This window comes from Flavobacterium undicola, from assembly GCF_009909155.2.
Lineage (GTDB): Bacteria > Bacteroidota > Bacteroidia > Flavobacteriales > Flavobacteriaceae > Flavobacterium > Flavobacterium undicola.
Map to the genome: position 1 here is coordinate 1 of NZ_JAAAPM020000011.1, position 21,428 is coordinate 21,428.

Below are 21,428 nucleotides of genomic sequence, written 5' to 3' on the forward strand. Positions count from 1 at the left end.
AAGCTTTGCAAGCTTCATCATTTGGCAATTCTTTTATAAAGTTTAGTATGCTTTGTCCTTCAAATACTTCCATAACGACTGTTTTTAAAGACATAAAAATACAGAAACTAAATGACTAACTCAAAAATTATTCATATTTTATAACTGAATTACTACACAAACAGTATTACAAATTATTTTATTAACAAATAAGTAATTTGTAACCAAATAATTTTTAAGCATTTACAAACTAAACTTATACATTTGCACCTTTATAATAAAACCTACATTGTAAAAATCTCAAAATATTTTATTAAGTATAATTTATCGCATGAAGAAAGCATTACTTTTTTTTACATTTTGTTTTATTATTTCTTGTAGTCCAGAAGATTCAGATCCACTAAAAAACGATGAAACTTTGCCTCCTGTAGAAACACCAACATCAACAACTGAAAGTGAAATGGACATTGCTTCTGTAGAAGAAAATTTTCCGGCAGGAAGTTTAAACAGCTATTTTTCAAATGCTTTAATTTCTGATAGATTCAATAATATTAACAGAGCCAATCCGATACAAATAACTGAGTTTGATGCTGTAAATAATCGAATAAAAACGAACTATCGTAATTTAAACAATTTACTAATCAAAGCAAAAAACAATCAAAGTTGGTTTGTTACTCAAGATAGTGAGGCTGCTACAGTTGTTGAAATAAAAGACATCAATAATAATGATGGTTGGATTACATTAGGAAATACTTATCTGGGAACTTTAAACACTGCTATTGGTGCAACTGTAGAATTTTTTAATCCTTTTGTTAATTACGAAATAATTAAAGACAAACCACTATTTGATTCTTATCCAACATCAGTAATTGAAGGAGAATTCAATTATATTCAACCAGGAGGTATATTTGAAAAATCGGATGGAACTTACATCTTATTAACCCCTATCGTATTTGGATCACATTATAAAAGAAGTATTTATTACGCCAGTAGTACTAACTTAGATGATTGGGTTTTTCATAATAAAAAAATACTTAGTACAAATACAATTCCTTTTGCTAAAACAAATGGAAATGTATTTTCTACTGGAAATCCTCTTAAATTAGACAATGGCAACCTACTCGTTTTATTAGGTGTAGAACAACCTAACAATAATTACACCTCAGCATACATGATAATGGATGAAAATTTAAATATCATTCAACAACCTAAAAAAATTATGATTCCGCAATGGAATGAATCAGATAAAAATAGTTTTCCCTTATCAATAACCAAATTTAATAATCAATACCGACTATTATTACATAAAAGAAGTCAAGGTTTTATTGATAGAGAAATACATGAAATCATTTTTTCGAATTTATCTGATGCTTTAGATTTAAATAAAGGCATAATTTCTTCTAAAATAATCCATAAAGGTAGATTAAGCGAGGGGTATTTAAAAGGGAAAGCCGATAATGCTACATATGTAACTTTCAAATCAAAATTGTACATCATAATTGGTAGTGAAGAAGTACCATCTAACTATTTAACTTCCAATAATAGAGAATATGGTTTAATGCGTTTGCACAATGAAAAATGGTTCCATGATAGCCGAAGTCCGCTAATAGTTAATCCTGTTCAACTTCAAAATAAATACCCCATTTATAATTGGGCTTGGGATCATTTAGGTGGATTTATCTCTCCTATTATTAAAAACAATACTATGTATCTTTTTATGGCATTTGGAACAGATGACCCTGATTACTATATTTCAGGAATTAAAATACCTTTAAACTAATTATTAGTCAGCCTTTTTTCTGTTTTTTACTCGTTATTGTATTCAAAAAGAACAAATTGTTTTTCAATAATCAATTAGTGTTTTCTAAAAATAAAACTCTTCAATAGTCTTATTTTCAATTAAAATTTGAGTAAATTTATAACAAGAAGATAAATCATCTTCATCATTTTGTCTTAAGATTTTCCATAGGGAATTCTATAATAGCACTAACGGAATAGTAATTCAAAAAACAATTCAACATGGCATTTATAGACTATTATAAAGTATTAGAAATAGACAAAAAAGCATCGGATGCCGAAATAAAAAAGGCTTACCGAAAATTAGCGCGTAAGTTCCATCCTGATGTTAATCCGAACGATAAAGAAGCGGAGAAAAAATTCAAAGAAATCAACGAAGCCAATGAAGTACTTGGCAATACCGAAAACAGAAAAAAATATGATGCTTATGGCGAAAACTGGAAACACATAGCCGAATATGAAAAAGCCAATCAGGGTCAACCCTATTACAATCAAAGCCAGCCTCATGAAGATTTTACCTCTTACGGAAGAGATGCTGATGATTATTCTGACTTTTTTGAATCTCTCTTTGGAAACAGCAGTCGAAGTCGCGGTAAAAGACATCAATACAAAGGAGCCGATTTTACCACCGAATTAAATTTAGATTTACAGGAAGTCTACACCACTCACAAGCGCACGGTTAATATCAACGGACACAATATTCGCTTTACCATTCCTGCAGGAGTAGAAAATGGTCAAACTATTAAAATAACCGGACATGGAGGTGAAGGAATGGGCGGAGGCCCTAAAGGCGACTTGTACATTACTTTCACCATAAATAATCATTCTGATTTTAAGAGAGACAAGGATAATTTATACACTAATGTTACAATCGATTTATACAAAGCCGTTTTAGGAGGCGAAATTACGGTACCCACTTTTGATGGTAAAGTAAAACTAAAAATAGCTCCCGGAACGCAAAATGGGACTAAGGTAAAACTCAAAGGAAAAGGATTTCCTGTTTACAAAAAAGAAGGTCATTTTGGCGATTTATACATTACTTTTCAAATAAACATTCCAACTCATCTCTCTAGTAAAGAACTAGAATTATTTACTGAACTATCTAAATTAAAAACATCATGAGTACCGAAAATTTCATCCCTATAGATACGCTATGCCAACATTACAAACTTGAAATTAGTTTTTTTAATAATCTCAATGAAAATGGGCTTGTCGATATTGAGCTTGTTGATAACGTTCAATACATCCATAAAGATTCTATTTATGAAATTGAAAAAATAGTACGCATGCACAAAGAACTGGATGTCAATATTGAAGGAATTGATATTGTTCTTAATTTACTTCAAAAAATTGACGCCTTACAAACAGAATTACACAATGTTAGAAACCGTTTATTGTTATACGAAAACTAAATTGATCTTAATAAATCAATTAAGCTAAAAAACCAAAAAAAGCAGGAAAGCTAAATCGATTATTTTTTATATTTTGGCATCCAATTAAAAAATAATCAAACAGCTATTGATGAAACAAACAATACAATCTTTAATTTTAGTAGTCTTTCTTTTTTCGTCTATTATAATTACTGCTGCAAACCCAAATGCTCCTTTTAATTTAAGAAGTTTTGACAAACAAAATCCTATTGGAACAAACGACAAACCTTATTTTGGATGGTATCTAAGCGATCCCGATGCTAACGAAATACAGTCGGCTTACCAAATCATTATTTCTTCAAGTCTGGCTAATTTAAAAGCAAACAAAGCTGATATCTGGGATAGCAAAAAGATCAATTCCAGAAAACAAAATTATATTTACTTAGATGGCGTTACTCTTAAAGCCGCAACTACATATTATTGGAAAGTGCGTTGCTGGGATAAAGATGGAAATGCGAGTTCCTATTCGGCTGCTGCAAATTTCACCACAGGTTTTTTAAGCAACAAAGATTGGGCATCGGCGCAATGGATTAAAAGAGATTCTAAAGACAACGACGATTACACCTATTTTAGAAAAAAAGCCAATCTTCCTAACAAGAGCATCAAAAAAGCAATTGCATACATTTCGGCCTGTCACAGTTATGAATTATATGTTAACGGACAATTTGTTGGAAAAGGATTCAACAATCATTATCCGCAATACAGCTATTATAATGCCTGGGATGTTACTACTTTACTAAATAAAAACACTGAAAATCTATTAGGCTGTCTGACCCACTGGTATGGTGGTGGTCAAGGTCGCGTTACAGGGAGTCGCGGCATGATTCTAAAAACGATTATCGAATATACTGATGGTACTCAAACTATTATTGGTACAGATAAATCCTGGAAACAAACACAAGCTTCACAATGGCTTTTAGGTCAACCTCAACGCAATGGTGAAGGTGTAGGTAGAATCGAATCTGTTGATAGTCGAAAAGCTATCGCTAATTGGAACAAGGCAAATTTAAACGATTCGAATTGGAAAAACGCCACCGAAATTGGCTCCCAGCCTACCGCTCCTTGGACTGGAACTTTACAATCTGATTTAACTCGAGTAATCGAAAAAGAAATCAAACCTAAAAGCATCCAGAATTTAGGAAATGGTAAATTTGTTATTGATTTGGGCAAAATATATGCCGGTAGTTTTAAAATCAATTTTAACGAACGTATTGCCGGAGATACTATTAAAATGCTTGGCGGATATACTTTAAACAATGACGGAACTGTTTCATCAAAAATGAATCAATCTACCAATCTAAGCTTTAAATACATCCCAAATGGGAATAATTCTGTTTTCAATCCTTATGTTTATTTCGGGATGCGTTATCTACAAGTGGAGAATGCTCCGAACGATTTGAATCAAAATAATGTGAGTTTTATTAGTCGCCATTTCGAATTAGATCCTTCTCGCTCTTCATTCGAAACATCAAATGACATGCTAAACAAAACCTGGGAATTGATGGCGCATACACTAATTCTGGGCGCACAAGAAGACTTTGTTGATACACCTACAAGAGAAAAAGGTGCTTTTTTATTGGATAGTTGGTCGCAGGCAGTTCCTTGCATGAGCGTAATGTACGATCGAACGATGAATATGCGTGTCTTGAACGAATTTTTACAATCTCAAGATCAATACTGGCCTGATGGACGAATCAATGCCGTATATCCAAACGTTGATGGTGGAAGAGATATTCCTGATTTCACCCAATCTTATCTACTTTGGGTTTGGGATTATTACACCCAAACTGGGAATATCGAATTTCTAAAATCCAATTATTCGCGTTTGAAAAAAATTGCCGATTACGTTGACTCTTATAAAAACTCCAGTACTGGATTAATTCATCAATTAAAAGGCGGAAAAGGGCCTTATGAATTTGGAATCATCGATTGGCCTCCTACAATGCGTTATGGTTACGACACAGCTGTTGATTCCAGAACGGTTATTGATGCTTATGCTTTTGAAGATTTTAATATTATTTCAAAAATTGCAGCAGTTTTAGGCAATACCGTCGACAAAGCACTTTATGCAGACAAAGCCGACGCCATCAAAAAAGCGATCAATATGCATCTTATTAACCAAGACGGTGTGTATATTGATGGAATAAAAAACACTCAAAATGCGAGTACTCATGTTTCGCAACATGCTAATATTCTTCCTTTTGCATTAAATATTGTGCCCGAAGCCAACAAAAAACAAGTCATTGAGGAAATTAAAAAACAAAAAATGAGTATCGGAATGGTGTGCCTTCGCTGGTTGCCTGAATCACTTGGTTTAGCTGACGAAGGAAAACATCTGATTGATTTATACACCAATACCGAATGGGACGGATGGGCTAAAACTATTGCTCTGGGAGGTACTGCCACCTGGGAATCCTGGGATGCTAACACAACCAACCAAAGCATGTCTCATCCTTGGGGAACGGTAGGTTTATTGGCCATGCAAAACTACATCTTAGGAATAAAAGCCTTAGCTCCACAACATGAAAAAATTCAAATCAAACCATTATGGTTTGGCGATAAACTAACCTATGCCAAAGGAACTTATCCAACAGACAAAGGCGATATCAAAGTGGACTGGAGTTATGAAAACAATAATTATCATTTAAAAATTAGCGTTCCTGCTAACTGCACCGCAAAAGTGTATGTGCCAAAATGTGGAAAAACAGGAACAACAATTCGATTTGATAATAAAGAAGTAAGTGCTACCGAAGAAGGAAACTATCTTTATCTTGATACTATTGGATCGGGAGAACATCATTTTGAGAGATAATTCATTTTCGAAAAAACACAAGAATTAAACCTAAAAATACAAAGATGAAAGTCAAAGCACTTATTCTACTTTTTTTCTGTTTCAGTACAATGCAATCGCAAGATTTTATTCCTTTATGGCCTGCAGGCAAAATGCCTAACTCTAAAGGAATGAAATTAGAACATATAGAAGAAAGAGAGCGAATTACTCAAGTTTCTCAACCCGGGATATATGCTTTTTTTACGTCAAAAGAAGAAAATAACGGAAGTGCCGTGTTAATTTGTCCTCCGGGTGGTTATGCTAAATTGACCTATACTATTGCCGGATTTCAGTTTGCAAAATGGCTAAATACCTTGGGAATCAATGCTTTTGTTTTGATACATCGCTTGCCAACTTCCCCTGATTTAGTCGAAAGAGAAAAAGGTCCTATTCAAGATGCGCAAAGAGCCATGAAAATAATTCGTTCCAATGCAACCACTTGGGATATCAATACTTCCAAGATTGGTGTAATGGGAGCTTCGGCTGGTGGTCACTTAGCCACAACCCTGGGAACTCATTCCGAAGATTACTCGCTTATAAAAGATGGTTTAGATAGTTTTTCTTTCCAACCTAATTTTATGATTTTAATTTCGCCAGTCATAACCATGGGGAAATATGCACACAAAGGCAGTCTTGATAATTTTTTAGGCAATAAACCCACAGAGCAATTGATCGAATATTTTTCAAATGAAAAACACATTAGCGAAACCACTCCACCTACTTTTATCGTTTTGGCACAAAACGATCCCGTTGTAAATCCTATTAATAGTATTCTGTTTTATCAAGCCATGCTGGAACATAATATTTCAGGCAGTTTGCACGTTTTCCCTGAAGGCGGACATTCGATTGCGTTGAAAAATAATCCTAAATCGATTAATTTATGGACTACTTTATGCGAAGAATGGCTTACTGATTTAAGTATTTTGGACAAATCTAAAGCTGAAATTACTCCAAATAAAAACAAATTTTTAAAAGTAAATCGTTTTTAATGTAAAAATAGCGAGTTTTTTTTCGCTTAAAAAACAACGCAAACACCAATAAAACAACACATTAAACTATTTTATAAAAAATATTTAAAAAAACATTTAAAATATTTGTATATACAAATAAAAAATATGTTACATTTGTACAAACAAACAAAACAAACATTGGAATGAAAATTGAAGATGAAATAAAAAGTACGGTTGAATTAAATCTTTCTAAAAAAATTATTCTCAATATTATGTACACACAGAATATTTTGAGTGAAAAATTTAATGAAGTTTTAAAACCTTACGATTTATCAGGAGAGCAATACAATGTACTACGCATACTTAGAGGTCAAAAAGGAAATCCTGCCAATATGTGTGTTATCCAAGATCGGATGATTGCTAAAACAAGCAACACCACTCGATTAGTAGACAAATTATTATTAAAGGAATTAGTAACACGTAACGTCTGTCCTGATAATAGAAGAAAAATAGAAGTGCTAATTACACAAAAAGGATTGGATGTTTTAAGCGAATTAGATCCTAAAGTAATTGAACACGAGAATGCCTTAACCAGCAATTTAAACGCTGAAGAATTAGAACAATTAAATAGTTTATTAGAAAAATATAGAAATCAATAATAAAAATACGATCATGATTAAATTTTTAGAAAATCAAAACTGGAGATATGCAACAAAGAAATTTGATGCTACAAAAAAAATATCAAGCGAAGACTTAAACATATTAAAAGAAGCCATCCGCTTGAGTTCTTCTTCTTATGGATTACAACCTTACAAAGTAATCATAGTGGAGAATCCTGAATTAAGAGCAAAAATTCAGCCTGCTGCTTGGGGACAATCGCAAATAGTTGAAGCTTCTCACCTTATTGTTTTTGCAAATGAAACGCAATTAGAAGAAGAAGACATTGACAATTACATCACCAACATTAGTGCAACAAGAGGGATTCCTGTTGATTCATTAGCTGGATATGCCGATTTTATGAAATCAAAAATTCTAACACTTCCTCAAGACTCTAAAAACATTTGGACAGCTAAACAAACTTATTTAGCCTTAGGGAATTTGTTGAACGCAGCTGCCGAATTAAAAATTGACGTTACTCCTATGGAAGGATTTGTTCCAGAACAAGTAAACGAAATTTTAGGATTAGAAAAACTGGGATTGAACACTTCGCTTATTGCAACACTAGGTTACAGACACGAAGAAGACGCAACCCAACATTATAAAAAAGTTAGAAAATCACACGAAGAATTATTTATCACTCTTTAATTATTAATAAAAATCAAATTTAAAAAAAATGAAAAATTTAAAAACAATTGCAATAGCATTATTCGTAGCAGCAGCTAGTATTTCAGTAAACGCACAAACTAAAAAAATTGACGCAAAAGCATCTTCTATCAAATGGGTAGGTAAAAAAGTAACTGGAGAGCACTCTGGAACTGTAAACTTCAAAGACGGAGCTGTAGTATTAAAAGGAAAAAAATTAGTTGGTGGTACTTTTACTGTTGACATGACTTCTCTAACATCTACTGATTTAACTGGAGAATACCAAGGAAAATTGAATGGTCACTTGAAAGCTGACGATTTCTTTGGAACTGATAAATTCCCAACAGCTACTTTGGTAATCAAAAAAATAGGTACAAAAGCTAAGAATGTTTACACTGCAACTGCTGATTTAACTATCAAAGGTATCACTAAACCAATTAATTTTGATCTTGCTGTAAAAGGAAACACTGCTACAACTGCATTTAAAGTAGACAGAACTAAATATGATATTAAATACGGTTCAGGAAACTTCTTCCAAGGTTTAGGAGACAAAACTATCAATGACGAATTTGAATTAGCTGTTGCTTTGAAATTCTAAGGAAATAATAACTCCATACATCTAAAGCTCGATAGTAATTACACTATCGAGCTTTTTTTATATAAAAAATAAAGAATACAAAAATTAATAAATTCCCTACCCAAATATAACAATCTAGTAACGGTACTTGTTTATTGACTTAACACTTCAGCTATAAATTTGTTTTTTAAAGCAACCTCCAAATCTATTCTATAATAGCTTAACAAAAACAACGATTATGATAAACAAATTACAACTTACCTCTATTTACCTATTAATAAGTATTGTCTGTTTTGCTCAAAAAGCAAAAGGTATTGAAACAACATCAAACTGGATGGTAAACTGGACTAATTTCAAACCCATATCCACTAATTATAACGAAGCCGAATACATCCTAAACGGCGTAATCGATAAAAACACTAAACTACTCAAAAGAAATACCTACATTCTTACAGGTGTAATTTATGTAACCCAAAATGCCACCTTAACTATTGAACCGGGAACAGTAATTAGAGGAGACGAAAAAACTTGTGGTACCTTAGTGATTACAAAAGGTGCAAAAATTATTGCTGAAGGAACAGAAACAGATCCTATTGTTTTTACCTCAAATAAAGAAATCGGAACTAGAAGACCAGGTGATTGGGGCGGAATCATTTTATTAGGAAATGCTCCAATTAACAAACTTGGAGGAGTATCATTTTTAGATTTTAATTTAAATTCTCAATATGGCTTTTACGGCGGTCAAAACCCGGAAGATAATTCGGGAATTTTAAAATATGTACGCATTGAATATGCTGGAAGAAAACTAAATTCTTTAAAAGAATTAAATGGTCTTTCGTTAGCTGGAATTGGAAATAAAACCTTACTAGATTACATACAAATTAGTTTTTCTAATGATGATTCTTTTGAATCTTATGGTGGAGCTGTAAATTTAAGCCACCTTATTTCTTATCGTACAACCGATGATGATTTTGATTTTACCCAAGGTGTTCAGGCAAATATCAATAATAGTATTGCTATCCGTTATCCTTATAATTCGGATATTTCAGGATCAAGATGTTTTGAAATCGATTCTTATGACAAAGTAGAAAATGCTGACTTTAAACAAAAAGGAACGAATATCATTGCTGAAAACATGACATTAATAAATATGGAAGAGAATGATCAAGGATTAATAAGAGAATCTATTTATATCAAAGAAAACAGCAACTTTACATTAAAAAACAGCATTATTTCTGGATTTAACTCTGTTGTTTTATTAGGATCTAAAATCGGTATTAGTACAGAAAACTTAAACAAAATAACTTTTGAAAAAACATTAATAAACAACAGTACTACTGCTAATGTATATCTTAGTGAACAAGAAGAACTAAATAACGATTTAAAAAACTGGTTTCATATAAATGAGAATTTAGAATACACAAACATGAAACTGAAAGATTTATTCATGAATCCAAATATAAAAACCAATCCCGATTTCAGATTTAAAAATATTGCATTAGCAAATAACTAAAGCTGTCTCATTATCCAAAAACAAACAACTGCATTTAAAGTAGACAGAACTATCAATGATGAATTTGAATTAGCTGTTGCTTTGAAATTCTAATCATATCCCCACTTTATTCTAATAACCCCAGCATTTTTGTTGGGGTTATTTTTTTTTCATTTTTTTTAATTCACAACAATGCTATTTTTATTTTTTACTTCTAAATCTTATGCTTTTATTGTAACTTTGAGAAAAAGAACGTTTATTTTTAACCATAATAAACCAAAAAATTAGTACTAACCAAAACCATATATAAAATGAAAAACTTGAAACTAATATTCCTAGCTGTTATTTTCTTATATTCTTTTACAAAAACAGAAGCACAAACCAAAAAAATAGATGTTTCTAAAAGCCTCATAACCTGGACAGGAAAAAAAATAACAGGAGAACATGAAGGGACAATAAAATTCAAAGAAGGAGAACTTGTTTTTAAAGATAATAAAGTCACTGGAGGGAATTTTGTTGCTGACATGACAACTTTGAACAATACTGACCAAACAGGCAGTTCAAAAATAAAACTGGAAGGACATTTAAAATCTGATGATTTTTTTAGTACTTATAATTTCAAAACGGCTATTCTAACTTTCAAAAACATCACTTACAAGGGAAATAACACTTATACTGTAATTGCAACCTTAACAATTAAAGGTATTTCTAATCCTGTAATTTTTGATTTAATCATTAAAGGAAAAACCGCAACAGCTAATTTTAGTATTGACCGAACAAAATATGACATCAAATATGGTTCGGGAAGTTATTTTGATGATTTAGGAGATAAAACCATTTATGATTTATTTGAATTAAAAGTCGACTTGGTCTTTTAAAAATGAATTATAAATAAAATCTACTCAATAATTTTATACTTGAAAATTTGTAAACTCAAATTACATTTATATATTTGCAATATGAAAACAATTACAAACAATACTTGGTGGTGGAACAATTTACGTCAATAGTCGTGAACTAAGCTCCTATGGTATTATTATCTATAAATATAAAAAGGCTTGTCATCACGACAGGCCTTTTTTTATGCCAAACGAGATTAAAATAAATGCTTACAAATTTTAAATTTATTCCAATTGAGACAATTTAAACTAAATACAAAATTCAAACAAATACTGGCTGACACGATTACTCCTGTTAGTATTTATTTCAAAATAAGAGACAAATTCCCTAATAGTCTATTACTGGAAAGCAGTGATTATCACGGAAATGACAATAGTTTCTCCTACATCTGTTGTAATCCTATTGCTTCGATTAAAATCGAAAACGAAACTATTTTCAAGCACTTTCCTGACGGAACTACTGAAACAATAGCAATCGATGCTAAAACGAATATTCCTGAAGTAATACAAGAATTCTCAGGCCAATTCAAGTCGGAGAAAAACAATTTCAAATTCATCAATAATGGATTATTTGGATACATTTCTTATGATGCGGTTCGTTATTTTGAGAAAGTAACCATCGCTAAAAAAGAAAACAGTAATACTATTCCTGATGTTTTTTATGCGGTTTACCAAAACATCATTGCCATCAATCATTTTAAAAATGAGGCTTATATTTTTTGTCATAGTTTAGACGATAGAAACAACATTGCCGAAATTGAGCAATTAATACAATCCAGAAATATTCCTTCATATAAATTTTCGAAAGAAGGAGAAGGTTTCTCTAATTTAACTGACGAAGAATTCAAGCACAATGTGGCCTTGGCTAAAAAACATTGTTTCCGTGGTGATGTGTTCCAATTAGTGCTTTCTCGACGATTTACTCAAGGTTTTAAAGGAGATGAATTCAATGTGTACAGAGCATTAAGAAGCATCAACCCGTCCCCTTACCTATTCTTTTTTGATTATGGGGATTTCAAAATATTTGGATCTTCACCTGAAGCCCAAATTATTGTAAAAAACAGAAAAGCCGAAATTCATCCTATTGCAGGAACTTTCAAAAGAACAGGTGATGATGAAAAAGATGCTATTTTAGCAAAACAATTATCAGAAGATAAAAAAGAAAACAGTGAACACGTCATGTTAGTTGATTTGGCTCGAAATGATTTAAGCCGAAACGGACATAAAGTGAACGTGGAGCGTTATAGAGAAGTTCAGTTTTTCTCTCACGTTATCCATTTGGTTTCTAAAGTAACAGGACATTTACATGAGGATGCTACCACTATGCAGGTAGTTGCCGATACTTTCCCGGCAGGAACATTAAGTGGTGCACCAAAACACAGAGCGATGCAATTAATTGAAGATTACGAAAAAACAAATCGTAATTTTTACGGTGGAGCCATTGGTTTTATGGATTTTGAAGGCAACTTCAACCATGCTATTATGATTCGTACTTTCCTGAGTAAAAACCATCAATTACACTCTCAGGCTGGAGCGGGAATTGTAGCCAGTTCAGATGAAGAAAGCGAAATGCAAGAAGTATATAACAAATTGAGAGCCTTAAATGCGGCTTTGGATTTGGCAGAAACAATATAAAAGTATTCAGTGTTCAGTTTTTAGTATTCAGCAGTAATTTAGAACCTAAAAATTTAAACTAAAATAACAATTAAACCCCTATTTACCCCAATAGGAACTCCCCCGCCGCGGTGGGGGTTGGGGGAGGAAAAATGAAAAAAATATTAGTTATAGATAATTACGATAGTTTCACTTACAATCTAGTGCATTATCTGGAAGATTTAAATTGTGAAGTAACAGTGTATAGAAACGACGAATTTGAATTAGATGAAATTGCTCATTTCGACAAAATTCTACTTTCACCTGGACCTGGAATTCCTGATGAAGCCGGTTTATTAAAACCGGTTATCGCAAAATATGGAGCTACCAAAAGTATTTTTGGTGTTTGCCTTGGTCAACAAGCCATCGGAGAAGTTTATGGAGGAACGCTTTCTAACTTAGATAAAGTCTATCACGGTGTGGCAACCTTGGTAAAAACGGTTGTAGACGACGAACTTTTATTCCAAGGATTAGAAAAAGAATTCGAAGTAGGTCGTTACCATTCTTGGGTTGTTGATGCTACTTTACCGGACGTTTTAGAAGCGACTTCTTTTGACGAAAATGGTCAGGTCATGTCTTTGCGTCACAAAACATTTGATGTTCGCGGAGTACAATTTCACCCTGAAAGTGTGTTGACTCCAAATGGAAAGAAAATGCTTGAAAACTGGGTAAATAGCTAGTAAGCAGTATTCAGTTTGTAGTGATCAGTTATTAGAAAACTCAGAATCTTAATCACTTAGATTCTTAGCAACTTTAAAAAAAATGAAAAACATATTAAATAGATTAATCAATAACGAATTGCTTTCGAAAGAAGAGGCTAAAAGTGTTTTGGTTAATATTTCTAACGGAAGTTACAACCCAAGCCAAATTGCTTCTTTTTTAACCGTATACATGATGCGAAGCATCAGCATTGATGAATTGTCCGGTTTTAGAGAAGCGCTTCAGGAATTGTGTGTACGTATTGATTTATCTGAATACAATACCATTGATTTAGTAGGTACCGGAGGAGACGGAAAAGACACTTTCAATATCTCGACTTTAGCTTCTTTTATAACGGCTGGAGCAGGAATAAAAGTGACCAAACACGGCAATTACGGAGTTTCTTCTATTACGGGTTCCAGTAATGTAATGGAAAGTTTAGGCATCAAATTCAGTAATGATTCTGATTTTTTAAAGAAATGTGTGGATCAAGCTGGAATTTGTATTCTACACGCACCTCTATTCCACCCTGCTATGAAAAACGTGGGACCTATTCGAAAAGAATTAGGAGTAAGAACCATTTTCAATATTTTGGGGCCAATGATTAATCCATCATTTCCCAAAAACCAATTGTTAGGGGTTTTCAACCTTGAATTGGCCAGAATGTATGCTTACCTTTATCAAAATACCGATAGCAATTTCACTATAGTTCATGCCTTAGATGGATATGATGAAGTATCTTTAACCGGAGCTACAAAAGTGATTACGCATAGTACAGAAGGAATGATTAATCCGGAAGATTTTGGTGTTCGATTGATACAACAAAGCGAAATTGAAGGCGGAAAAACCGTTGCCGAATCGGCTCAAATGTTCTTGAATATTATTTCCGGAAAAGGTACTGAAGCGCAAAACAATGTGGTTTGTGCCAATGCTGCTATGGCAATCGCTACCGTTACAGGATGTACCCCATTAGAAGGATTTGAACAAGCCAAAGAAAGTTTATTCTCTGGAAAAGGATTAACAGCTTTGAAAAAATTACAGGATTTAAGTAAATAAAAAATGAATATACTCGATAGAATCATAGTTGACAAAAAAAGAGAAGTCATTCTTAAAAAATCAATCATTCCAGTATCACAATTGGAAACTTCGGTTTTCTTTGGAAAAAAGACCATTTCTTTAAGCAACAATTTAAGAAACAGCAACTCGGGAATTATTGCCGAGCACAAACGTCGTTCGCCTTCTAAAGCCGAAATTAATTATGGTTTCACAGTAGAAGAAGTAGTGAAAGGATATGAAAGTGCCGGTGCTTGTGGAATTTCGGTACTAACAGACGGAAAGTATTTTGGTGGTTCTCTGGACGATTTATTGTTAGCCAGAGCTTCTGTAAATATTCCTTTATTGCGAAAAGAATTTATTGTAGATGAATACCAAATCTTAGAAGCCAAAGCACACGGTGCCGATTTGATTTTGCTAATCGCAGCGGTTTTAACCCGCGAAGAAATCAAATCGTTATCTGAATTTGCAAAAAGCTTAGGATTAGAAGTTTTATTGGAAGTTCACAATCAGGAAGAATTAGAAAAATCAATTATGCCAACATTAGATATGATTGGCGTAAACAATAGAAATCTTAAAACTTTCGAAGTAAGTTTGGATTTCAGTAAGCAATTGGCTCACCAAATTCCAGATGAATTTGTAAAAGTTTCAGAAAGTGGAATTAGCTCGGTCGACGCTATCAACGAACTAAAACCTTATGGTTACAAAGGTTTCCTGATAGGCGAAAACTTTATGAAAACAAATAATGCAGGAAAAGCTGCAACGGAGTTTATTCAGGAGTTAGAGGTTAGAGGTTAGAGGTTGGGAGATGGAAGATGGAAGCTATGAATTTAAGAAAGCATAGAACTTTGCGAATCTTTGCGCGTCATCCTGAGCTTGTCGAAGGACTTTGTGAATCTTTGCGGTAAAAAATAAAAGTTACGAGCTATCTGCTTAAGAAAGCATAAAACTTTGCGAAAAACTTTGTAAATCTTTGCGGTTAAAAAAACTTTGCGGTTAAAAAAAATAAAAAATGAGTAAATCGGTCAAATATAACACAACGACTCCCTCTCCTTCGGGGAGGGCTGGGGTGGGGATAAAAATCTGCGGCATGAAATATCCCGACAATATTCTCGAAGTAGGTGCCCTCCTACCCGATTATATGGGATTTATATTTTGGAAAAACTCCGCTCGATTTTTTGACGGCCTTATTCCTAACCTGCCACAATCAATTAAAAAAGTTGGCGTTTTTGTTAATGAAACTGTCGAAAATATTATCGAGAAAATACAAAAACACGATTTGCAGGCCATACAGTTGCACGGAAAAGAATCTGTGGAATTTTGTTTAAATTTGAAAACTGAATTACAGATTCTAAAACTGGTTCAGATTGAAATTATAAAAGTATTTTCGGTTGCAGATGATTTTGATTTCTCAGTACTGGCGCCATTTGAAGCCGTTTGTGATTATTTTCTTTTTGATACCAAAGGAAAATTACCCGGAGGAAACGGAACCACATTTGACTGGAAAGTTTTGGAAAACTACCCTTCGACCAAACCTTTCTTCCTAAGCGGCGGAATAGGAATAGAAGAAATGGATGCTGTCAATGCAATATTAAAAACCAATTTACCCGTTTATGCCATAGATGTAAACAGCAAATTTGAAATAGAACCGGGATTAAAAAACGTACAATTATGTAAAGATGCACTAAAACGCATTGATATCAATTAAAACATATAAAATGTCATACAACGTTGATGAAAAAGGCTATTATGGCCAATTTGGAGGAGCTTACATTCCTGAAATGTTATATCCTAATGTGGAGGAGTTACGCCAACAATACCTAAAAATTACAGCTGAACCGGAATTTAAAGCTGAGTTTGACCAATTACTAAAAGATTATGTAGGTCGCCCTAGCCCGTTGTATTTTGCAAAAAGACTTTCTGAAAAATACAACACTAAAATTTATCTGAAAAGAGAAGATTTAAATCATACCGGAGCACACAAAATCAACAATACCATTGGACAGATTTTAGTAGCTAAAAAACTGGGAAAAAAACGTATTATTGCCGAAACAGGTGCGGGACAACATGGCGTGGCAACTGCTACCGTTTGTGCTTTAATGGGCTTGGAATGTATTGTGTACATGGGTGAAATTGACATTGCCCGCCAAGCGCCAAACGTAGCCAGAATGAAAATGCTGGGTGCAACTGTTCGTGCTGCGCTTTCCGGTTCACGTACGCTAAAAGATGCCACTAACGAAGCCATTCGCGACTGGATTAACAATCCCGTTGACACCCATTATATCATTGGTTCTGCCATTGGACCACATCCTTATCCAGATATGGTAACACGTTTTCAAAGTGTTATTTCTGAGGAAATCAAATGGCAATTAAAAGAAAAAGAAGGACGTGAAAACCCTGATTATGTAATTGCTTGTATTGGTGGAGGAAGTAATGCTGCGGGTACATATTACCACTTTTTACACGAACCCGAAGTTGGAATCATTGCTGTTGAAGCCGCTGGAAAAGGAGTAAATTCAGGTCACAGTGCTGCTACAAGTAAGCTTGGAAAAGTAGGTATCATCCACGGTTGTAAAACCCTTTTGATGCAAACTCCTGACGGACAAATTACCGAGCCTTATTCTATCTCGGCTGGTTTGGATTACCCTGGTGTGGGACCTATGCACGCACATTTAGCCGAATCAGGTCGTGCCGAGTTTTTCTCTGTAACTGACGATGAGGCAATGAATGCCGGTCTTGAATTGTGCAAACTGGAAGGAATCATTCCTGCTATTGAATCTTCACACGCTTTGGCGGTATTGAACGACAAAAAATTCAAGCCCGAAGATGTAGTGGTTATTTGCCTTTCGGGTCGTGGCGATAAAGATTTAAATACCTATATCGATTATTTTAAATTTTAATTAGGGCGTTACCCCGTCTCGTCAAAAAAAACGAGACGGGGTCGGGCTGTACGTTCCCGCTTCCCGATAAAAAATCGGGAGAGCTCCACTACCATCCCTAACGCAAACAATAAAGAAAGTCTAATTTCAAAACAGTACAAATGGAAAAGTTATTCGCTTACGGAACTTTAAAAGACAAAGACATTCAAGAAAATATTTTTGGACGCACTCTAAAAGGAGTTCCGGACAGATTAGTAGGTTTTGTAATTAACTACATCGAAATTGAAGAGGAATTTGGAATAGAAAGATATCCTATTATTGTTGCTACCGGAAATCCTGAAGACATTGTTACCGGATTAGTATATGATATCAGCGAACAAGACGTTTATCTTGCCGATACCTACGAAGGTTTGCATTACAGACGCATAGAAGTGACTTTAGAATCCCTTCAAACTGCCTGGGCGTATATTGTTACCAATTAAAACAGAATAAACTAACACATAGTTACCCCAAAATTATCATTCCGAGGAACGAGGACACAAGCGATAGCGAACTGGCGAAACAATCACATCAAGTGATTTAGATAGTGAGATTCCTTCGTTCCTCGGAATAATTTTTTAGAGTTAAAAAAACATACAATGAACAGAATCGAACAAAAATTACAAGAAAACAAAAAGATACTTTCCATCTACTTTTCGGCGGGATATCCTAACTTAAACGATACGGTACAAATTATCCAGGACCTAGAAAAAAACGGTATTGACATGATCGAAATTGGCTTGCCATTTAGCGATCCATTAGCCGATGGCCCTACTATCCAAGCGAGTTCCACCACTGCTTTACACAACGGAATGACTACTCAAATTTTATTTGACCAACTCAAAGACATCCGTAAAACAGTTTCTATTCCTCTAGTAATTATGGGTTATTTTAACCCGATGTTGCAATATGGTGTGGAGAAATTTTGTCAAAAATGTGCCGAAATTGGAATTGATGGTTTAATCATTCCTGATTTACCGGTAGCTATTTATGCTGATGAATACAAAGCTACTTTTGACAAATACGGTTTGATTAATGTATTTTTAATTACGCCACAAACATCTGATGAGCGCATTCGTTTTATAGACAGCGTTTCCAGCGGATTTATCTATATGGTAAGCTCAGCAAGTGTTACAGGATCTTCAGCTGGTTTTGGAAGCACACAGGAAGATTATTTCAAACATATTGCCGATTTGAATTTAAAAAACCCACAAATTGTAGGATTCGGAATCAATAATGCCGAAACTTTTAACCAGGCTACTCAATACGCCAAAGGTGCCATTATTGGTAGTGCGTTTATTACTCACTTAAAAGAAAACGGCAGTGGAAAAATTGCTGATTTTGTAAAAGCAATTCGATAGTTTTTACTTCTTATAAATTTATTATACCGCAAATTCACAAATTAAAATTTTGTGAATTTGCGGTATTTTTTTGGTTTTAAATGGTAGTAATTTCTGTAAATCATAAGATTATTTTTATACATTTGAATTAAAATACTGTATGACAGTAGTCACACATATCTACCCGAAAACGGTTGGCTTTATGTGATTTTATCACACATATAAACGAGTTATGCAACATTTTAAAACAACATCGGTGAAAAGAACTATTTCAACAATATTATTTGTGTCTTTATCAACATTAATTTATTCTCAAAATTCCAAAACGAAAATTGAGGAAAATAGATTTATTGAAAGAAGAGATAATAAATTCGGCATTACTGACAGTTTAAAAAACGTTATTATTCCATTTAAATATGATTTTATAGAGTTTAAAAACCAACGACTGATTATTCGAAATAATAACTTGAATGGTCTTTTCTCGCTTGATAATAAAGAACTAATTCCGATAGAATTTGAATTTATCTTACCGCGAAAAAATGATAGGTTTATCCTTTGGAAAAAAAATTCAATAAATGGATTATCTGATACTAATGGAAAAATTATTATTCCAATAAAATATAAAAGAGTTTCTTCAACAGAAAATGATGATTTTTATATAACAGAAAATGAAAATAATCTGAACGGCGTTTATGATTATAACGGAAAAAATATAATTCCAGAAGAATATAAATTTTACACAGTTGACAAGTATAAAATATTTGCAACAAAAAACAATAAAGTACAAATTATAGACATACAGAATTCTAAAAACAATATTGATTTAGATAAAAAAATTGAATTAATCGAAACTATTAGGCATTATTCAATGGATGAAAATTTATTTCAAATTATAAAAAAGGAAAATAAATATGGAATTATAAACTCAAAAAATGAAACAATAATTCCAATCATTTATGATGAAATTAAATCGTCAGAAAATTGGAAATATTTTATAATCAAACAAAAAAACAAAATTGGATTAATAAATATAAATGGAATTGTAACTAAAGAGCCAATTTATGACAATATTCAGCTACGAAAAGAATATATCATCTTAAAGAGAAAAAACTTAAAAGACGAATATTACTCTTACGAAAATTAATAAAAACGTTGCATAACCGCCGTTTGGCAATATGGCGGGTTTAGTCCCACTGGTGCTCGATTGCATCGAGTACCTACTTACATAAAAAGACAAATCGTAGCGTTTGCAACGCGGTTCACTAAAAAATAATTCTTAAAATAAATGAACAAATGTCTGATAATATGAGTAATAATATTTTGCACTTTCTAGTGCCAATTGTACTTGTTTTTTGGGGAATATTTTTGAAAATCTCCAAAAACGAAAATTATTTATCAATAAAAAAATATTGGCTGCTTTTTTTGTTAGGAGGAGTATTTTTATTTTTCGCCAGATTATATAGTCCTTTGTATAATTAATGAACCTATTTACATGAAAAGACAAATCGTAGCGTTTACAACGGGAATCTGTAAAAAATAATTCCCCAAAACTTGTGCTCGATTACATCGAGTACCTACTTTCATGAAAAAACAAATCGTAGCGTTTGCAACGCGGCTCACTAAAAAAATAATTCCGCCACACCGCCAAAAGACCTAACATTGGCAAACAGTTTTGAAACCGCAAAAAATAGAAGAATAAATGAAAATATTTGACAAATTAACACGATTAGATGAAACTAAAAGAAAATGGATTTCAATAACAATTACGGTTTCTATTACTGGAATTTTATCACTTTGGGGAATTTATGGAATTGGAGAATATGGAATTGCACTTTTTATACTAACTCCATTTTTAATTGGATTTTGTTCAACATTTCTTTATGGTTACAAAAATAAAATAACTAAAAGTGAAGCAATTTGGATTGGTTTTACAACTCTTGCAATTTGTACTTTGGCATTAATTGTTTTTGCAATTGAAGGTTTGATTTGTATAGCAATGGCTGCACCTATCGGAATATTATTAACTTGGATTGGAAGTTTAATTGGATATAATTTGTTAAAAACGACAACAACTTCTACTCCATCAATTTTATTAATCCTTATTGGAATTATTCCGTTAACTTCATTTGTAGAAAATAAAATTAAACCAGAATTGACTTCAGTAACAACTTCAATTATTATAAATGCTAAACCTATGGATGTTTGGAAAAACGTAATTGAGTTTCCACAATTAGATAAACCAACCGAATTTATATTCAAAACAGGAATTGCATATCCAATTAATGCAAAAATTGTTGGGAGTGGAATTGGCTCTGTAAGGCATTGTAATTTTACAACAGGGAGTTTTGTAGAACCTGTAACAGTTTGGAAAGAAGGGAAATTATTAAAATTTGACGTTCTTGAACAACCAGCACCAATGAAAGAATTAAGTTTTTGGGATATTGATGCACCCATTTACACGATTATTTTATTTCAAAAAAAGGTCTATTTAAACTAATCGAATTAGAAA

At 33.0% G+C, this 21,428-nt stretch carries 20 protein-coding genes; all 20 read left to right on the forward strand.

Annotated features, from left to right (window positions below):
- Positions 1-310: 310 nt before the first annotated feature.
- The 20 genes from GTZ96_RS07895 (at position 311) to GTZ96_RS07990 (ending at position 21,416) form a co-directional block, all read left to right on the forward strand.
- Complete coding sequence (locus GTZ96_RS07895) at positions 311-1,759, forward strand: hypothetical protein (RefSeq protein WP_161642676.1); 1,449 nt, start codon at positions 311-313, stop codon at positions 1,757-1,759.
- Positions 1,760-1,998: 239 nt separating this feature from the next.
- Positions 1,999-2,898: a DnaJ C-terminal domain-containing protein gene (locus GTZ96_RS07900; protein WP_161642678.1), complete on the forward strand. Its 900-nt coding sequence runs from the start codon at positions 1,999-2,001 to the stop codon at positions 2,896-2,898.
- A complete protein-coding gene (locus GTZ96_RS07905; protein WP_181033163.1) occupies positions 2,895-3,188 on the forward strand; it encodes a chaperone modulator CbpM in 294 nt (97 codons plus the stop codon). Before GTZ96_RS07900 ends, GTZ96_RS07905 begins: the two co-directional genes overlap by 4 nt.
- Positions 3,189-3,297: 109 nt before the next feature.
- The gene (locus tag GTZ96_RS07910) at positions 3,298-6,018 is read left to right on the forward strand and encodes a family 78 glycoside hydrolase catalytic domain (protein WP_161642680.1); all 2,721 of its coding nucleotides are present in this window, start codon (positions 3,298-3,300) and stop codon (positions 6,016-6,018) included.
- A gap of 44 nt (positions 6,019-6,062) precedes the next feature.
- Positions 6,063-7,025 (forward strand): alpha/beta hydrolase, encoded by a 963-nt coding sequence (locus GTZ96_RS07915; protein WP_161642682.1) that lies wholly within the window; start codon positions 6,063-6,065, stop codon positions 7,023-7,025.
- A 164-nt stretch (positions 7,026-7,189) separates the two neighbouring features.
- Complete coding sequence (locus tag GTZ96_RS07920) at positions 7,190-7,645, forward strand: MarR family winged helix-turn-helix transcriptional regulator (RefSeq protein WP_161642684.1); 456 nt, start codon at positions 7,190-7,192, stop codon at positions 7,643-7,645.
- Between the two features lie 13 nt (positions 7,646-7,658).
- Entirely contained in the window at positions 7,659-8,291 is a 633-nt protein-coding gene (locus tag GTZ96_RS07925) for an NAD(P)H-dependent oxidoreductase (protein WP_161642686.1), read from the forward strand.
- A 28-nt stretch (positions 8,292-8,319) separates the two neighbouring features.
- Positions 8,320-8,886 carry a YceI family protein gene (locus GTZ96_RS07930; protein ID WP_161642688.1) on the forward strand — a complete coding sequence of 189 codons (567 nt, stop codon included), beginning with the start codon at positions 8,320-8,322 and terminating at the stop codon, positions 8,884-8,886.
- A gap of 217 nt (positions 8,887-9,103) precedes the next feature.
- Positions 9,104-10,378 carry a hypothetical protein gene (locus GTZ96_RS07935; protein WP_161642690.1) on the forward strand — a complete coding sequence of 425 codons (1,275 nt, stop codon included), beginning with the start codon at positions 9,104-9,106 and terminating at the stop codon, positions 10,376-10,378.
- Positions 10,379-10,668: 290 nt separating this feature from the next.
- Positions 10,669-11,235: a YceI family protein gene (locus GTZ96_RS07940; protein ID WP_161642692.1), complete on the forward strand. Its 567-nt coding sequence runs from the start codon at positions 10,669-10,671 to the stop codon at positions 11,233-11,235.
- 255 nt (positions 11,236-11,490) lie between these two features.
- The gene (locus GTZ96_RS07945) at positions 11,491-12,891 is read left to right on the forward strand and encodes an anthranilate synthase component I family protein (protein WP_161642694.1); all 1,401 of its coding nucleotides are present in this window, start codon (positions 11,491-11,493) and stop codon (positions 12,889-12,891) included.
- A gap of 131 nt (positions 12,892-13,022) precedes the next feature.
- Complete coding sequence (locus GTZ96_RS07950; RefSeq protein WP_161642696.1) at positions 13,023-13,589, forward strand: anthranilate synthase component II; 567 nt, start codon at positions 13,023-13,025, stop codon at positions 13,587-13,589.
- Between the two features lie 82 nt (positions 13,590-13,671).
- Positions 13,672-14,664, forward strand: a complete 993-nt coding sequence (gene trpD, locus GTZ96_RS07955) for an anthranilate phosphoribosyltransferase (RefSeq protein ID WP_161642698.1) — start codon at positions 13,672-13,674, stop codon at positions 14,662-14,664.
- Positions 14,665-14,667: 3 nt separating this feature from the next.
- Positions 14,668-15,459 (forward strand): indole-3-glycerol phosphate synthase TrpC, encoded by a 792-nt coding sequence (gene trpC, locus GTZ96_RS07960; protein ID WP_161642700.1) that lies wholly within the window; start codon positions 14,668-14,670, stop codon positions 15,457-15,459.
- 271 nt (positions 15,460-15,730) lie between these two features.
- The gene (locus GTZ96_RS07965; protein ID WP_449528464.1) at positions 15,731-16,369 is read left to right on the forward strand and encodes a phosphoribosylanthranilate isomerase; all 639 of its coding nucleotides are present in this window, start codon (positions 15,731-15,733) and stop codon (positions 16,367-16,369) included.
- A gap of 10 nt (positions 16,370-16,379) precedes the next feature.
- Positions 16,380-17,561, forward strand: coding sequence for a tryptophan synthase subunit beta (gene trpB, locus GTZ96_RS07970; RefSeq protein ID WP_161642704.1), 1,182 nt, complete (start codon positions 16,380-16,382; stop codon positions 17,559-17,561).
- Between the two features lie 140 nt (positions 17,562-17,701).
- Positions 17,702-18,022: a gamma-glutamylcyclotransferase family protein gene (locus GTZ96_RS07975; RefSeq protein WP_161642706.1), complete on the forward strand. Its 321-nt coding sequence runs from the start codon at positions 17,702-17,704 to the stop codon at positions 18,020-18,022.
- 156 nt (positions 18,023-18,178) lie between these two features.
- Entirely contained in the window at positions 18,179-18,940 is a 762-nt protein-coding gene (gene trpA / locus GTZ96_RS07980; protein ID WP_161642708.1) for a tryptophan synthase subunit alpha, read from the forward strand.
- Positions 18,941-19,175: 235 nt separating this feature from the next.
- Entirely contained in the window at positions 19,176-20,063 is an 888-nt protein-coding gene (locus tag GTZ96_RS07985; RefSeq protein ID WP_161642710.1) for a WG repeat-containing protein, read from the forward strand.
- A gap of 555 nt (positions 20,064-20,618) precedes the next feature.
- The gene (locus tag GTZ96_RS07990; protein ID WP_207720162.1) at positions 20,619-21,416 is read left to right on the forward strand and encodes an SRPBCC family protein; all 798 of its coding nucleotides are present in this window, start codon (positions 20,619-20,621) and stop codon (positions 21,414-21,416) included.
- Positions 21,417-21,428 lie beyond the last annotated feature (12 nt).

What these genes read in the sequence shown, in the direction of transcription:
- GTZ96_RS07990 (WP_207720162.1), top strand. Translation starts at nt 20,619, where the DNA reads ATGAAAATATTTGACAAATTAACACGATTAGATGAAACTAAAAGAAAA.
- trpA (WP_161642708.1), top strand. Translation starts at nt 18,179, where the DNA reads ATGAACAGAATCGAACAAAAATTACAAGAAAACAAAAAGATACTTTCC.
- GTZ96_RS07975 (WP_161642706.1), top strand. Translation starts at nt 17,702, where the DNA reads ATGGAAAAGTTATTCGCTTACGGAACTTTAAAAGACAAAGACATTCAA.
- GTZ96_RS07950 (WP_161642696.1), top strand. Translation starts at nt 13,023, where the DNA reads ATGAAAAAAATATTAGTTATAGATAATTACGATAGTTTCACTTACAAT.
- GTZ96_RS07920 (WP_161642684.1), top strand. Translation starts at nt 7,190, where the DNA reads ATGAAAATTGAAGATGAAATAAAAAGTACGGTTGAATTAAATCTTTCT.
- GTZ96_RS07930 (WP_161642688.1), top strand. Translation starts at nt 8,320, where the DNA reads ATGAAAAATTTAAAAACAATTGCAATAGCATTATTCGTAGCAGCAGCT.
- trpD (WP_161642698.1), top strand. Translation starts at nt 13,672, where the DNA reads ATGAAAAACATATTAAATAGATTAATCAATAACGAATTGCTTTCGAAA.
- GTZ96_RS07910 (WP_161642680.1), top strand. Translation starts at nt 3,298, where the DNA reads ATGAAACAAACAATACAATCTTTAATTTTAGTAGTCTTTCTTTTTTCG.
- GTZ96_RS07895 (WP_161642676.1), top strand. Translation starts at nt 311, where the DNA reads ATGAAGAAAGCATTACTTTTTTTTACATTTTGTTTTATTATTTCTTGT.
- trpC (WP_161642700.1), top strand. Translation starts at nt 14,668, where the DNA reads ATGAATATACTCGATAGAATCATAGTTGACAAAAAAAGAGAAGTCATT.
- GTZ96_RS07905 (WP_181033163.1), top strand. Translation starts at nt 2,895, where the DNA reads ATGAGTACCGAAAATTTCATCCCTATAGATACGCTATGCCAACATTAC.
- GTZ96_RS07915 (WP_161642682.1), top strand. Translation starts at nt 6,063, where the DNA reads ATGAAAGTCAAAGCACTTATTCTACTTTTTTTCTGTTTCAGTACAATG.
- GTZ96_RS07940 (WP_161642692.1), top strand. Translation starts at nt 10,669, where the DNA reads ATGAAAAACTTGAAACTAATATTCCTAGCTGTTATTTTCTTATATTCT.
- GTZ96_RS07925 (WP_161642686.1), top strand. Translation starts at nt 7,659, where the DNA reads ATGATTAAATTTTTAGAAAATCAAAACTGGAGATATGCAACAAAGAAA.
- GTZ96_RS07935 (WP_161642690.1), top strand. Translation starts at nt 9,104, where the DNA reads ATGATAAACAAATTACAACTTACCTCTATTTACCTATTAATAAGTATT.
- trpB (WP_161642704.1), top strand. Translation starts at nt 16,380, where the DNA reads ATGTCATACAACGTTGATGAAAAAGGCTATTATGGCCAATTTGGAGGA.
- GTZ96_RS07900 (WP_161642678.1), top strand. Translation starts at nt 1,999, where the DNA reads ATGGCATTTATAGACTATTATAAAGTATTAGAAATAGACAAAAAAGCA.